This is a genomic window from Sphingobium sp. DN12 (assembly GCF_051058005.1).
In the GTDB taxonomy this organism is placed as follows: domain Bacteria; phylum Pseudomonadota; class Alphaproteobacteria; order Sphingomonadales; family Sphingomonadaceae; genus Sphingobium; species Sphingobium yanoikuyae.
On sequence record NZ_CP173717.1, the window covers coordinates 2,377,069 to 2,392,031 of the forward strand.

Sequence of the window (14,963 nt, forward strand, 5' to 3'; positions counted from 1 at the left end):
ACCCCCTTTCTTCCCTGAACCAAGTTGGCTGGCGAAATATGGACGTGACGGCGCTACATCATTGAGACAGATCAAATTATATTCTGCCGCCAAACCTAAATGAATGGGACGCAAGGTCTAGCTAGGGAAAACCGCAGGCATGGGTTGGGTCATCGACATCATCGGCGCCGCTCTTTTCGCGGCGGGACTGGCGCAGGGCGTCAGTGCGCTGGCCGATGGCGTCGCGATCGGCTGGCTGTCGCCGGTGTTGCTATTGGCCGGCGGACTGGTGCGTGCGGCCGGGCTGATGCTGGCCCATGTCCAGGCGATCCGGTCGGCCCAGCGCATCGTCGCCGCGCGGCGATCGAAACTGCTGCCCCGGCTGCTCGGCGGACGGCTGGCCCGGCCGCTGCTGGCGGGCGAGAATGCGACGCTGGCGATCGACCATCTCGCCGCGATCGAGGCGCATGGCGCCCGCTTCCTGCCGATCCGCAAGGCGGCGGTGCTGGGGCCGCTGCTGGTCGCCGCGATCGTCGCGACCGCAAGCTGGGTTTGCGCCGCGATCATGCTGGCGACCCTGATCCCCTTCGCTTTCGGCATGGTGCTGGCGGGCACGGCGGCGCGCGCGGCGGCGGAGCGGCAACTGGCGGCCTTGGCCGAATTGTCGGGTCTGTTCGTGGACCGGCTGCGCGCGCTGCCGCTGATCCGTCATCATGGCGCGCAGGCGCGGATCAGCCGACAGGTGGCGGGCGCCGCGCAGGAAGTGGCGACCCGCACCGGCGCGGTGCTGCGCGTCGCCTTCCTGTCGGGTGCGGTGCTGGAATTTTTCGCGGCGCTCTCGGTGGCGCTGGTCGCGGTCTATTGCGGTTTTGCGCTGCTTGGGCTGCTGCCCTTCCCCGCCCCTGAAGCGCTCGACCTGCGCGCCGCGCTGTTCGCCCTGGCGCTGGCGCCGGAATTCTATCTGCCGATGCGCCGGCTGGCCGCGGCCTATCATGACAAGCAGATGGGCGAAGCGGCGGACAAGGCGATCACCGGCGCCCTGCCGGACGTGGAGGCCGCGCTGCATCCGGCCAGCGCACCGTTCGATGGCCTTCATCTCAAGGATTTGCGGATCGGCATCGGTTCTGGGATCGGCCCGGTCAGCCTGACGCTCAAGCCGCATGACCTGATCGCCCTCACCGGACCGACCGGCAGCGGCAAGACCAGCATGCTCGCCGCGATCGCCGGACAGATTGACCCGGCCTCGGGCGAACTGTCTCCGGTCGATCCCGCGCGCATCGCCTGGGCGGCCCAGCGGCCGCTGCTGCTGCCCGGCAGCCTGGCCGACAATATCGCCCTTGCCCGCCCCGATGCCGACCGGGCCGAAATCGCGCAGGTTGCCGCGCGGGTCGGTCTGACGCCCATGCTGGCCACACGGCCGGAGGGGCTGGACCTGCCCATCGATCATCAGGGGGCTGGCCTGTCGGGCGGCGAACGGCGGCGCATCGGGCTTGCCCGCGCCATCCTGTCCGGGCGGCCGGTCCTGCTGTGCGACGAACCCACCGCCGATCTGGATGCGCAGAGTGCCGCCGACATCATCGCCCTGCTGGTCGCCCTGTCGACCGAGCGCGCGATCCTGGTCGCCACCCACGATCATCGCCTGACCGCCGCCGCGCGGATGGAGGTGATGCTGTGAATCCGATCCAGATCGCGCTCGACAAGGCGACAGGCTCCGCGATGCTGCTGCGCCGGGCGACGCTGTGCGCCGTCATTGCGGCGCTGGCCGGCATTGCCCTGCTCGCACTGGCCGGCTGGTTCCTGACCGCCGCCGCCATGGCCGGCGCGGCTGGCGCGGTCGCGGTACAGGCGTTCAACTATCTGGTGCCCAGCGCGGCGATCCGGCTGCTCGCCATATTGCGCACCGCCTCGCGCTATGGCGAGCGGCTCTGGTCGCACCGCGCCGCGCTCGAAGCCATGGGCGGGCTGCGCGCCAGCCTGTTCGCGCGCCTCGCCGCGCAGGACAGCCGCACCGCCCTGCCCTTGTCCAGCGGCGACGCCGCCGCGCGGCTGACCGGCGACATCGACGCGCTGGAGGATCTGGTCGTGCGCCTGCCGAGCCGGATCGCCGGATTGATGGCAGCGCTGGCGGGCGTGATGTTGGCGGCGAGCGGCGGCTGGCTGTCGGCCCTGCTGCTGGCGGCCATGCTCGCCGCCCTGCCGCTCTTGCTGCGCAGCCTTGCCCGGCGCCTGACCGAAGTCCCTGCGCAACAGGCCGCCGACGCGCTCGGCGCGCTGCGCACCCGCTATGTCGAACTGGCGAGCGCTCGCGCGGAAATCGCTGCCTATGGGCTGGGGGATCGGGTGATGGCCGAATTGGCACCGCTCACCAGCCGGCTCGACCGGGCCCGCGCCCGCCTGTTCATCGGCGAAGGCGTGCAGGCAGCCCTGCTCGCGGCCTATAGCGCGCTGGCGGTCATGCTGGTGCTGCTCGGCGCCGATGCCCCCGCGCCGCAGGTCGCGCTTGCCTTGCTGGCCAGCGCCGGCGCGGTGGAGGCGATGGCCGGGCTGTCACGCACCGCCTTCCGCCAGGCCAGCGTCGATGCCGGCCTTGCCCGGCTGGCCGCGCTTGATGCACTGCCGCTGGACGATGCGCCTGCGCCATTCACCGCGACGCCCCAAGCCATCCGATTGGGCAACATCGAATTGCGCCCCGGTGCGCGCGTCGCCGTCACTGGCCGCTCCGGTTCGGGCAAGAGCCTGCTTGCGGAGGGTCTGGCCGGGCTGCGTCCGGTCACGGCCGATATCGCGCTTGGCGGCCATCTGCTGGCAGCCTGCTCCGGGACGGAACTGCGTGACCAGTTCGCCCTCTCGCCCCAGGACGCGCCGATGCTGGCCGGCAGCATCGCCGACAATCTGCGCCTCGCCCGGCCCGGCATCGATGCGGCCGATATGGTCGATGCCCTGCATGTCGCCTGTCTCGACCAGCGCAGCGCCAGCCTGCCCGGTGGCATCGACTATCGGTTGGGCGAAGCCGGCGGCACCTTGTCGGGCGGCGAACGCAAGCGGCTGTCGCTGGCACGCGCGCTGCTGACCGGCCGTCCCTGGCTGTTGCTGGATGAGCCGACCGAGGGGCTGGATGCCGCGACCGAGGCGCTTCTGATCAGCCGGCTGCGCATCTGGCTCGACCGGACCGGCACTGGCCTTATCCTGATTTCGCACCGCCCCGCGCCACTCACGCTGACCGACCGACAGGTGCCGGTGTCGGCCATCGCCCCCCTGCCGGGCCAGGGTCTACCCGGAGTGGCAAGCGCGGCGTGAGGATGATAGGCTTTGTCTTGCAAGCGCTTAGCCACCGCCCGACACAAGAGGGAGATGTTCGTGCCGCCAACCATCCTCATCGCCACCGATCTGACCGCCCGAAGCGATCGGGCCTTTGACCGGGCCGTCGAACTGGCGACCGATCTGGGCGGCACGCTGCTCGTCGCCCATGCGCTGGACAAGGGCGATGCCGCCCATGTCGCCCACGCCTCCGATCGCGCCAAACGGGTCATCGCGAAGCTGACCGAGGCCGTCGCCGCGCCGGTAGAACCGGTGCTGATCCAGGGCCGCGCGCCCGAAACCATCGCGGAACTGGGCAAGGAGCGGGGCAGCGCGGTGATCGTCGTCGGCCCGGCCCGCCACAATCATGTCAGCGACTTCATCCTGGGCACGGCGGTCGACTATCTGGTCCGGCGTTCGCCCGTGCCGGTGCTGGTGGTCAAGGAACGGCCGCGCCATCCCTATCGGCGCATCCTGATCGCGACCGACTTTTCCGACTGTTCGCTCCATGCCGTGCAGATGACCGCGATGCTGTTCCCCAAGGCGCGGCTCGATCTGGTCCATGTCTATGATGGCGGCTTCCCCTCCCGCCTCGATCCCGACCAGACCTTGGCCTTCGCCCGGTCGGAAGCGGAACGGGAAAGCGCCGAATTTGCCGCTCGTCCGGAACTGGCCGGCCACGCCCGCCCCTTCCAGGTCGAACTGATCGAGGGTCGCGCCGGCGAGGTGCTGCCGACCCTGATCGCACAGCGCGATATCGACCTGCTGGTGCTGGGCGCCCATGGTCGCAGCGGCTTCGTCCATGCGCTGATCGGTAGCCGCGCCTCCGAATTGCTCGAAGGCGCGCCCTGCGACGTGTTGATGGTGCGCGATTAGAAGGCGCCGATCTCCAACGCCATGATCGACGCTTCACCGGCGGCGATCGTGGCGGCCAGGCCCTGCGCCTGCGGCAGGACACGCAGCGCGAAATAGTCGGCCAGCTTCAGCTTCGCCTGATGCAGCGGGCTGTCGCCCTGCGCGGCCGCCTGCGCCATCCGGGTCCACATCCAGCCCATCGACACCAGCGCGAACAGGCGCAGATAATCGACAGCCGCCGCGCCGGCTGCATCCGTGTCCGCGCCCTGCAGGGCCGCCGTCGCCGTGCGCAGCGCCTCAAGCGCCGTGCAGGTGCTGCGCGCGATCACGCTCCCACCGGCCGCTTCCACATCGGCCGCGATCAGGGCGAAATAGCCTTCGACCACCGCGCCGCCCGCCATCGGCAGCTTGCGCCCGACCAGGTCCGCCGCCTGCACGCCATTGGTGCCTTCATAGATCTGGGCGATGCGCGCATCGCGCACATATTGTTCCATGCCCCATTCGCGGATGTAGCCGTGGCCGCCAAAGACCTGCTGCGCCTGCACCGCGCTTTCGAAGCCGAAATCGGTGAAGGATGCCTTCACCACCGGCGTCAGCAGCGCCACCAGAGCGTCGGACCTGGCGCGCTCGCCGGCGTCGGCGTGGTGCTGCGACCGGTCATGCTGCAGCGCGGTCCAGCCCGCCAGCGCGCGCCCGGCCTCCACGAAGCTACGGATATTGAGCAGCATCCGGCGGACATCGGCATGTTCGATGATGGCCACCGGCGCGCGCGCATTATCCGCGCTGCGGCCCTGCAGCCGTTCCTTGGCATAGCCCGCCGCCTGCTGATAGGCAGCGCCAGCGATGCCCAGTCCCTGGATGCCGACCATCAGCCGCTCGGCATTCATCATCGTGAACATGGCGGCCAGGCCGCGATGCGCTTCGCCCACCAGCCAGCCGGTCGCGCCGTCATAATTCATGACGCAGGTCGGCTGGGCATGGATGCCCATCTTCTTCTCCAGCGCGCCGACCGACATGCCGTTGCGCTGATCGAAGGCGCCATCCGCGCCGGGCAGGAATTTGGGCACCAGGAACAGGCTGATCCCCTTCACCCCGGCCGGCGCATCGGGCAGGCGCGCCAGCACCAGATGGACGATATTGCCGCCAAAATCATGATCGCCCGACGAGATGAAAATCTTCGTGCCGGTCACCGCATAGCTGCCATCGCCCTGCGGCTCGGCCTTGGTCTTCAGCAGGGCAAGGTCGGTGCCCGCACTGCTTTCGGTCAGCGCCATCGCGCCAGTCCATTCGCCGCTCACCATGCGCGACAAATAGGTCGCCTTCAGTTCCTCGCTGGCATGGGCGGCGATCGCCTCGCAAGCGCCACGGGTCAGGCCGGGGAACAGGCCGAAGGACAGGTTCGCGGCCGACAGCATCTCGTCCAGCCACAGTTGCAGGATGAAGGGCAACCCCTGACCGCCATGGTCGGGATCGGCCGACAGCGCCGCCCAGCCGGCATCAGCAAAGTCGCGATAGGCCTGGGCAAAGCCGGGCGGCGTCCGCACCGCGCCATCGATCAACTGGCTGCCATGCTCATCGCCTTCGCGGTTGAGCGGCGCCAGGCGCTCGGCGCACATGCGCCCGGCCTCGTCCAGCACGGTCACGGCCAGGTCGGCGTCGACATCCTTGTTCAGCTCCGCCATCGCCTGGTCGAAGCCCAGCACCTCGCTCAGCAGGAAGCGATAATCGTCGATCGGCGGAACATAGCTGTACATCGAACCTCTCCAAATTTGCTGCGGATCAGCTATACCAAACATCTGTTACAGTCAAACGAGCACGGCATCCTAGCCGCTGCGACGCACACCGTTGACGCCCAGACTATAACCGATCGTGGCGAAAAATGGCGACGATCTGCGCGGCGATCTGCGCCCGCGTCAGCCGACCATCGCGATACCAGTCGGCCGCCGAATTGAGCTGGCTGAGCAGCAACGTGCGATAGAGCGAACGATCAATATCCGCGGGCAGCGGCAGCGCCGCCACCAGATCCCGGAATAATTGCTCGAACCGGTCGCGGCGCGCGACAAGCTGGTCGCGCACGCCATCCGGCACGGCCCGAAAATCATTCATCATCGGCATGGTCAGCGAATCCGCCGCCAGCTGGATATCCAGCAGGCTGGCGCAGGCCGCCTCCAGCCGCGCCCAGGGATCGGCCTGTGCCGCGACCGCCGCCGCGATCCGCGCCTCGGCCGCATCCAATGCGCCATTATGCAGTTCGACGAACAGCGCGTCCTTCGACTTAATATGGTGGTAGAGCGATCCGCCCAGAACCCCGGCCTGCTCGCCAATGTCGCGCATCGACGTGCCGCGATAGCCCTTGCGCGCAAAAAGCTGCGCGGCGATTTCCAATATCTGGCGGCGGCGACCCGATCCTTCGTCGCGCGCGCCCGCCGATGCGGCATCCCCGATTGTCATGTCAGCGCGCTAGCACAGGGCGTGACCACAGGCCACGTCCCGTGCGATCGCTCCCGGCTCAGGCCGGCACCTTCTGGCCATAGGGCGCATCGGCGTCGCGCGCCGGGATCGCGCCGCGCCGACCGATATTCCACCCGGCCAGACGATGTCCGGCCAATGCCGCCTCTGCCGGCTCCGCGCCGGCCAGCCGCGCATGCAGATAGCCGCCGTTGAAGGCATCGCCCGCGCCGCTCGAATCCACGACATCAACCCGCGCCGGCGGCGGCACCAGCACGCCACCAACCAGACAGCCTTCGGCGCCCAGCTTGACCACGATCTCGCGCCCATCACCCGCGCCCCAGCGGGCCGCGGCGTCGGCGGCATCATCCGCCTCGCCCATTTCCACTTCGTCCGCCAGCGTTGGCAACCCGATGTCGCACAGCGCGATCGCCCGGTCGCGCCAGGCCCGCGCGGTCGCGGCGTCGCTCCACAGGCGCGGCCGATAATTGCCGTCGAAGGCGATCCGCCCCCCCCGCGCCTTCACCCGTTCGCACAGCGCCAGCAACGCCTCGCGCCCGGCGTCAGGCAGGATGGCCAGGGTGATGAGCGAAAAATAGAGCAGGTCCGACTGGGCAGCGGCATCAACCATGGCGCCGCTTTCGGGCAGGTCGAACATCGCCCGCGCCGCCGCTTCGCCGCGCCAATAATGGAAGCTGCGCTCGCCGGTCTCATCCGTCTCGATCGCATAGAGGCCGGTGGTCCGGCCGGGCGTACCGATCAAAAGGCCGGTATCGACGCCTTCCGCTTCCCACGCCTTGCGCAGATCCTCGCTCATCGGATCGGCGCCGATCGCACTGGCAAAACGCACCTTGTCGCCGGCCCGCGCCAGGTGGATCGCGGTGTTGATGACATCGCCACCATAGCGCAGGTTCCAGCTATCGCCGCTGCCCCGGCTCAGTTCCAGCATTGCCTCGCCGATGACGGTGATAGTCGCGTCGCTTGCCATGTGATCCTCTCTGATTGCAGCAGCGTCGTGCGGGCCCCGCCCCATGAAGTCAAGCCGTTGCAATCCCGTCCCATATGGCGGAACAGATTGCATCGTGCCGCGTTTGCCACAGGCAAAGATACAGGATCGAAAATGTCAGGGGCGGAAATGGGGACGACAGAGACAGGCCAGCCGGTCAACCGGTTCGAATTGCTGGTCCAGAGCGTCACCGACTATGCGATCTTCATGCTCGATCCGGCGGGCTTCGTCGTCAGCTGGAATAGCGGGGCGCAGCGCATCAAGGGTTACAGCGCCGACGAGATTATCGGCCAGCACTTCTCCGCTTTCTATACGGAGGAGGACCGCGCCGCCCATGTGCCCGCCGCCGTCCTGCGCACCGCCGAGGTCGAAGGGCGGTTCGAGGCGGAAGGCTGGCGCCTGCGCAAGGATGGCACCCGTTTCTGGGCCAATGTGGTGATCGATCCGATCCGCGACCCCGCCGGCCATCTGCTCGGCTTTGCCAAGGTTACCCGCGACCTGACCGAACGCCGCGCCGCGCAGGAGGAATTGCGCCGCAGCGAGGAACGCTTCCGCCTGCTGGTGCAGAGCGTCACAGACTATGCCATCTACATGATTGATCCGGTCGGCACGATCACCAGCTGGAACAGCGGTGCCGAACGATTCAAGGGCTATAGCGCCGAAGAGATTATGGGCCAGAATTTCGCCCGCTTCTATTCGGAGGAAGACCGGATGGCCGGCCTCCCCTCCCGCGCCCTCGACACCGCCCAGCGCGAAGGCCGGTTCGAGGCGGAGGGCTGGCGCATCCGCAAGGATGGCACCCGTTTCTGGGCCAGCGTCGTGATCGATCCGATCCGCGATTCCGCCGGCGAACTGCTGGGCTTTGCCAAGATCACCCGCGATCTTACCGAACGGCGCCAGGCGGCCCAGGCGCTGGAACAGGCGCGCGAGGCGATCTTCCAGAGCCAGAAGATGGACGCCATCGGCAAGCTGACCGGCGGCGTCGCCCATGATTTCAACAATCTTCTGGCCGTGATCGTCGGCAGCCTCGATCTCGCGCGACAGCGTCTTGCGGCCGGCGCCGATATCAGCCGCTATCTCGACAATGCCATGACCGCCGCCGATCGCGGCGCCACCCTGACCCAGCGGATGCTCGCCTTTGCCCGCAAGCAGGAACTCAAGCTGGAACGGGTCGATTGCATCGGCCTGGTCCATGGCATGGCCGATCTGCTCAAGACCACGATCGGCAGCAGCGTCGCGATCGAGACGCGCTTCCCGCTATCGCTGCGCCCGGCCCATGCCGACCCGGCCCAGCTGGAACTGGCGCTGATCAATCTGGCGGTCAATGCGCGCGACGCCATGCCCGACGGGGGCCGCCTGTTGATCGAGGGCAGCGAAATCACCCTGGCGCTGGGCGACCAGCCCGATCTCGCCGCCGGCAGCTTCATCCGCCTGACCGTGACGGACGAAGGCGAAGGCATGGACGAGGCAACGCTGGCCCGCGCCCGCGAACCCTTCTTCACCACCAAGGGGGTGGGCAAGGGAACCGGCCTTGGCCTGTCGATGATCCATGGCTTTACCCAGCAATGTGGTGGCGCGATGACCATCGCCAGCCAGCCCGGCAAGGGGACCAGCGTGTCCATCTGGCTACCCGTCGCCCTGACCGACGCCAGCAACGAGCGGACGGCCATCCCGTGCGAACCGGACGAGCTGGAAACCGAACCGCTGGTCATCCTGGCGGTCGATGATGACGAACTGGTGCTCACCAATACCGCCGGTATGCTCGAAACGATGGGCCATACCGTGTTCCAGGCCGGATCGGGTCGGGAAGCGCTGCACATGCTGGAGCAGGGGCGCATCGACCTGGTCGTTACCGATCACGCCATGCCCGGCATGACCGGCGCACAACTGGCCGACGCGATCGAGCAGGCCTATCCCGACCTGCCCGTGCTCATCATCACCGGCTATGCCGAACTGCCCGCCGATGCCAGCCGTCGCCTGCGCCTCGACAAGCCTTTCCGCCAGGCGGAACTGGCGATGATGGTGCATCGCATCCGCCACGACAGCGCTCTCCGGCGACTGGTTCCCATCGGCACGGACAGCCACCCCTAAAGTCTTACCCGACAATATGTGACAGAATTTCACATATTTTCTTGGCCTTATGTCTTGCCATCGTCATGCGCATGGCCGATGGCAATTGCATCCTGACCGCCAGCAACTCCACAGGATCGCATGAACAAAGCCACACAGCCGACGCCGACATCGCATTTCTTCACATCCCTGCGGACGCGGCTTCACTATCTCGACTGGGGCAATCCGTCGGCGCCGCCGCTGATCCTGGTCCATGGCGGTTTCGACCATGCACGCAGTTGGGACTGGACCGCGCGTTCGCTCGCCCGCGACTATCATGTCATCTGCCCCGACCTGCGCGGCCATGGCGACAGCGGCTGGTCGTCGGACGGCTCCTACATGATGGCCAATTACGTCTATGACCTGGCCCAGCTGGTCGAATTGCTCGATCGCCGGCCGGTCACCATCGTCGGCCATTCGCTCGGCGGATCGATCAGCCTGCGCTATACCGGCCTCTATCCCGAAAGCGTCGCGCGCGTGGTCGCGATCGAGGGGCTGGGCCTGTCGCCCGACCGCATCGCCGAACAGGCCAAACGCAGTACCGAAGAGACATGGAAGGGCTGGATCGACACCCGCCGCACCAATGCCCGCCGCTCGCCGCGCCATTATGCCACGATCGAGGCCGCGGTCGCCCGCATGCGCGAACGCAACGACCATCTGTCGGTCGAACAGGCGCTGCACCTCACCCTCCACGGCGTGAACCGGAACGAGGATGGCAGCTATAGCTGGAAGTTCGATCCCTATCTGCACGGCGCCGCCCCCCAGGCCGGCACAGACGAAAATCTGCCCGACTTCTGGCGCCGCATCACCTGCCCGACGCTGCTGTGCCTCGGCCTCGACAGTTGGGCGTCGAACCCGGTCAAGGATGGTCGCATCGCCCATTTCCAGCAGGCCCGGCTGGTGGAATTTCCCCATGCCGGCCACTGGCTGCATCACGACCAGTTCGAGATGTTCGTCAAGGAACTGCGCGTCTTCCTGGCGGAATGAGGTACGGCCTCACGCCATGAAGCCCGAAACCGCCGCCTGATATTCCGCCTTCAGCTGGGCGATGAAGGCGCCCGCCGGCTGCACCGCCTTGATCGCGCCGATGCCCTGACCCGCGCCCCACACGTCGCGCCACGCCTTCTTGTCGCCGGCCAGGCTCGCGAAATCCATGTCGGCCGCCTTGGGCAGCTTGTCCGGGTCCAGCCCCGACGCGACGATGCTGGGGCGCAGATAATTGCCCAGCACGCCGGTGAAGACGTCGGAATAGACGATGTCAGCCGATGCGCTGTCGACAATCATGTCCTTGTAGGCATCGAGCGCGTTCGCCTCGGTCGTGGCGATGAAGGGCGACCCCATATAGCCAAGGTCCGCGCCCATCATCCGCGCCGCCGCGATCGACCGGCCGGTCGCGATCGCGCCCGACAGCGCCAGCGGCCCGTCGAACCATTCGCGGATTTCCTGGACCAGGGCAAAGGGCGACAGCGTGCCGGCATGACCGCCCGCCCCCGCCGCCACCGCGATCAGGCCATCGGCGCCCTTTTCGATCGCCTTCCTGGCAAAGACATTGTTGATGACGTCGTGCAGCACGATCCCGCCATAGCTGTGGATCGCCTCATTCACCTTCTCCTGCGCGCCCAGCGAGGTGATGACGATCGGCACCTTATATTTGACGCACAGCGCCAGATCCTCTTCCAGCCGCGCATTGGTGCGGTGGACGATCAGATTGACGGCGAAGGGCGCGTCCTGGCCGGTCAGTTCAGCCCCCAGTTGCTGCAACCAGGCCTCGAACGTGCCGGACGGACGCGCATTGAGCGACGGAAAGGCGCCGACGATGCCGGCGCGGCATTGGGCGATCACCAGTTCCGGCTGCGAGATGATGAACATCGGCGACCCGATCAGCGGCAGGGACAAACGGCCTTGAAGCGAAGCCGGCAGGGTCATGATCAGGGTCTCTCCTTTATCTGTCCGAACCGCGCTATCATCGCTCCGCGCCCGGAAAAAGGCCAAAATCAACCGTATTGCTCAAGCAATACAGTGATGCTATGATCCCGATCCAGGCCCGACAAGGAGTGCCCCAGAATGTATAGCGAGAGCGATCTGCAAGATGCCGTAGCGGCCGGCGCGCTGACGCCCGCCAGCGCCCAGGCGCTGCGCGACCATGTCGCCCGGCTACGCGCCAGTTCGGTGGACGAGGAACATTTTCGCCTGCTGACCGGCTTCAACGATATTTTCGTCGCCATCGCCTCGGTGATCCTGCTGGTCGCGGTCGCGGGACTCGGCAACGAGGTTCACCTCGGCATCACCACCCCGCACCAGCCTTCCTTCGTCTCCGGCCTGTTCGTCGCCGGCACCGCCTGGGGCCTGGCCGAATATTTCACGCGACGCCTGCGCATGGCGCTGCCTTCGATCCTGCTGCTGCTCGCCTTTGTCGGCGGCATCGCCTTCGCCGCAGCGCTGCTGATCGGACCGATGATCCCGGACGCGCAGAATGACGGCGCGGGTCTGGTCGCCTCACTCGCCGGCCTCAGCGCCGCGATCGCCGCCTGGTTCCACTGGCGCCGCTTCATGGTGCCGATCACCGTCGCCGCCGGCGCAGCCGGCGCGGCCGCGATCGTTGGCGGCCTTGCCATGTGGCTGATCCCGTTCAGCCACACCCTGCCCTTCATCCTGCTGCTGGTCGCGGGCCTCGCCATCTTCACCCTCGCCATGCGCTGGGACATGAGCGATCCGGGCCGCACCAGCCGCCGCTCCGACGTCGCCTTCTGGCTGCACCTGACCGCCGCACCGATGATCGCCCATTCGCTGTTCCAGTTGCTGGGCATCACCCATGGGCTGGTCGATGCGGGACAGGCCTTCCTGGTGATCCTGCTCTATCTCGCCTTCGGCCTGGTGGCGCTGGCGATCGACCGCCGCGCACTGCTGGTCTCCAGCCTCGCCTATGTCCTCTATGCGCTCTACAGCCTGTTCCAGAAGGTCGGCGCGGTCGAACTGTCCGCCGCGCTCACCGCGCTGGTGATCGGCGGCACGCTGCTGCTGCTCTCGGCCTTCTGGCACCGCGCCCGCGCCGCGATCGTCACCGGCCTGCCGCCGGCGCTCGCCAGCCGCCTGCCCTATCTCAATCGCGCAGCCGCCTGATCAACCCAACGAAAAGGGGCCGCTTCCTCCACAGGAAGCGGCCCCTTTTTCACATCCATTCCCGGTGATGTCAGTTCATCGCCAGGATCATGTTGCGCACCTGGGGATAGACCTGCTTTTCCCACTTGCTGCCGGAAAAGACGCCATAATGGCCAACGCCCGGCTGCAGATGATGGCGCTTCAGATGCGGCCGCAGGCCGGTGCAGAGGCCATGGGCGGCCGACGTCTGGCCAACCGCACAGACATCGTCCTTTTCGCCCTCGACCGTCAGCAGCGCGGTCTTGCGGATGGCGCCGGGGTTCACCGCCCGGCCATGGACCGTCAATTCCCCCTTGGCCAACAGCATGCGCTGGAACACCATGTCGACCGTTTCCAGGTAAAATTCCTTGGTCATGTCGAGGACCGCGAAATATTCCTGGTAGAAGGTCTTGATCTTGTCGGCCTCGATCGTCTTGCCGTCGGCCAGCAACTGATACAGTTCGCGATGCTGCGACCCGTGCCGTTCCATGTTCATCGACATGAAGGCGGACAGTTGCAGGAATCCGGGATAGACCTCACGCCCGCGCCCGGCATAGCGGAACGGCACGGTGGAGATCAGATTCTCCTCGAACCATTCGATCGGCTTCTCGTTCGCCAGTTCGTTGACCACCGTCGGCGCCGCGCGCGGATCGATCGGCCCGCCCATCAGGGTCATCGACTTGGGCGTCGCCGCATCCTCATCCTCGGACATCAGCGCCACGGCGGCCAGCGCCGGCACGCAGGGCTGGCACACCGACACCAGATGGGCGCCGGGGCCGATATCCTGCAGGAACTGGATCACATAATCGACATATTCGTCGAAACCGAAGCGCCCCGCTTCCATCGGCACATCGCGGGCATTCTTCCAGTCGGTGATATAGACGTCATGGTCCTGCAACAGCGTCGCCACCGTGCTGCGCAGCAGGGTTGCGAAATGCCCCGACATCGGCGCCACCACCAGCACCTTGGGCTGGGCGGTCTCGACATCATCCTTCACGAAATGCAGCAGGTCACCGAACGGCAGGTCGAGCACGATCTCCTCGCGCACCTCGACCTCGGCATTGCCGGTCTGGACGCGGTCAATGCCATAGGCCGGTCGCTTGTGGGTCATTCGCGCGCCCTGGAACACGTCCATCAGCGCGAACATGCGGCGCGGCATCGGCCAGTCGGCGACCGGACCCATATGGTCGCGCATCGCCAGCGCCATCTGCGCCCCGAAGCGGGCCGGGGCCAGCATGTCTTCCATGGCCTGGTAACCGTCGTAAAGCATTCGCATATTACCAAAACAACCTTGTTCAACCTGGGGGAGACGACTCGGTTCTTCCCTTAAACGCTATACATGCTTTTCATGTTGCACTGCATCATGAATGATGGAAAATAACATTCGGCATGTCTGCCAGGGAACCGCCCCTGCGATTTTGCGTTTGGGGGCCGGGAACCGTGTATCGGGAGAGCATGGATGGCCGTCGCGGAACTCACTCTATCCAGCAAGAACTATTCCTCCTGGTCGCTGCGCGGCTGGCTCTTGTGCCGGCTCGCCGGGCTGAAGGTGGAGGAAAGGATCATCGCCATCGATGATCCGGAAAATCGCGCCGAACTGTTGCTCTTGTCGCCATCGGTGCTGGTGCCGCGCCTCACCCATGAAGGGGCGAGCGTCTGGGACACGCTCGCAATCGCGGAATATCTGCACGAACTCTATCCCCAGGTCGGCATGTATCCCGCCGAACGCATCATCCGCGCCCATTGCCGGTCGGTCTCGGGCGAAATTCATTCGGGCTTCGCCAATCTGCGCTCTGCCCTGCCGATGAACCTCAAGGTCCGCCATGACCGCTTCCCGATCTTCTCGGGCGCCAAGCCCGATATCGAGCGGATCGAGACGATCTGGACCGAATGCCTGGACGCCTATGGCGGCCCCTGGCTGTTCGGGGAAAAGCCGACCGTGGCCGACGCCATGTTCGCGCCGGTGGCGCAGCGCTTCCTCACCTATGCCGTGCCACTCTCGCCCAGGTCGGCGGCCTATTGCGACACGATCAACGGCTGGCCGCTGATGCGCGAATGGATCGACGCCGCCCGCGCCGAACCCGATGATATCGAGGAACTGGATATCGAGTTCTGAAACGGCCCTTTCCCC

The 14,963-nt window shown here is 66.6% G+C and carries 12 protein-coding genes; 7 read left to right on the top strand and 5 right to left on the bottom strand.

The features are described 5' to 3' along the window. Positions 1–139: 139 nt before the first annotated feature. The 3 genes from ACI6S0_RS11205 to ACI6S0_RS11215 are packed head-to-tail and all read left to right on the top strand — an operon-like array spanning position 140 to position 4,152. The gene (locus tag ACI6S0_RS11205) at positions 140–1,654 is read left to right on the top strand and encodes an ATP-binding cassette domain-containing protein (RefSeq protein WP_434405840.1); all 1,515 of its coding nucleotides are present in this window, start codon (positions 140–142) and stop codon (positions 1,652–1,654) included. Next, the gene (locus tag ACI6S0_RS11210) at positions 1,651–3,276 is read left to right on the top strand and encodes an ATP-binding cassette domain-containing protein (protein ID WP_434405841.1); all 1,626 of its coding nucleotides are present in this window, start codon (positions 1,651–1,653) and stop codon (positions 3,274–3,276) included. Before ACI6S0_RS11205 ends, ACI6S0_RS11210 begins: the two co-directional genes overlap by 4 nt. Positions 3,277–3,330: 54 nt before the next feature. Next, a complete protein-coding gene (locus ACI6S0_RS11215; protein WP_434405842.1) occupies positions 3,331–4,152 on the top strand; it encodes a universal stress protein in 822 nt (273 codons plus the stop codon). On the opposite strand, the gene ACI6S0_RS11220 is transcribed toward ACI6S0_RS11215, so the two are convergent. From ACI6S0_RS11220 to ACI6S0_RS11230, 3 genes are all read right to left on the bottom strand, one after another. Further along, complete coding sequence (locus ACI6S0_RS11220) at positions 4,149–5,885, bottom strand: acyl-CoA dehydrogenase (RefSeq protein ID WP_434405843.1); 1,737 nt, start codon at positions 5,883–5,885, stop codon at positions 4,149–4,151. The genes ACI6S0_RS11215 and ACI6S0_RS11220 overlap by 4 nt on opposite strands. 103 nt (positions 5,886–5,988) lie before the next feature. Beyond that, the gene (locus ACI6S0_RS11225; RefSeq protein WP_434405844.1) at positions 5,989–6,582 is read right to left on the bottom strand and encodes a TetR/AcrR family transcriptional regulator; all 594 of its coding nucleotides are present in this window, start codon (positions 6,580–6,582) and stop codon (positions 5,989–5,991) included. Between the two features lie 58 nt (positions 6,583–6,640). Then, positions 6,641–7,567, bottom strand: coding sequence for a sugar kinase (locus ACI6S0_RS11230; protein ID WP_434405845.1), 927 nt, complete (start codon positions 7,565–7,567; stop codon positions 6,641–6,643). Between the two features lie 147 nt (positions 7,568–7,714). Here ACI6S0_RS11230 and ACI6S0_RS11235 point away from each other — a divergent pair, with 147 nt between their 5' ends. After that, positions 7,715–9,676 carry a PAS domain S-box protein gene (locus ACI6S0_RS11235; RefSeq protein ID WP_434405846.1) on the top strand — a complete coding sequence of 654 codons (1,962 nt, stop codon included), beginning with the start codon at positions 7,715–7,717 and terminating at the stop codon, positions 9,674–9,676. A gap of 120 nt (positions 9,677–9,796) precedes the next feature. Then, positions 9,797–10,681: an alpha/beta fold hydrolase gene (locus ACI6S0_RS11240; RefSeq protein WP_434405847.1), complete on the top strand. Its 885-nt coding sequence runs from the start codon at positions 9,797–9,799 to the stop codon at positions 10,679–10,681. Between the two features lie 9 nt (positions 10,682–10,690). Here the strand turns inward: ACI6S0_RS11240 and ACI6S0_RS11245 are convergent, their stop codons facing one another. Beyond that, entirely contained in the window at positions 10,691–11,620 is a 930-nt protein-coding gene (locus ACI6S0_RS11245) for an NAD(P)H-dependent flavin oxidoreductase (protein ID WP_333885323.1), read from the bottom strand. A gap of 138 nt (positions 11,621–11,758) precedes the next feature. Here ACI6S0_RS11245 and ACI6S0_RS11250 point away from each other — a divergent pair, with 138 nt between their 5' ends. Next, the gene (locus ACI6S0_RS11250) at positions 11,759–12,814 is read left to right on the top strand and encodes a hypothetical protein (protein ID WP_434405848.1); all 1,056 of its coding nucleotides are present in this window, start codon (positions 11,759–11,761) and stop codon (positions 12,812–12,814) included. Between the two features lie 70 nt (positions 12,815–12,884). Here ACI6S0_RS11250 and ACI6S0_RS11255 read toward each other — a convergent pair whose 3' ends face one another. Next, positions 12,885–14,108, bottom strand: a complete 1,224-nt coding sequence (locus ACI6S0_RS11255) for a polyhydroxyalkanoate depolymerase (RefSeq protein WP_038292992.1) — start codon at positions 14,106–14,108, stop codon at positions 12,885–12,887. A 183-nt stretch (positions 14,109–14,291) separates the two neighbouring features. Between ACI6S0_RS11255 and ACI6S0_RS11260 the strand changes: the two genes are divergently transcribed. Beyond that, positions 14,292–14,948: a glutathione S-transferase gene (locus ACI6S0_RS11260; protein WP_004207782.1), complete on the top strand. Its 657-nt coding sequence runs from the start codon at positions 14,292–14,294 to the stop codon at positions 14,946–14,948. Positions 14,949–14,963 lie beyond the last annotated feature (15 nt).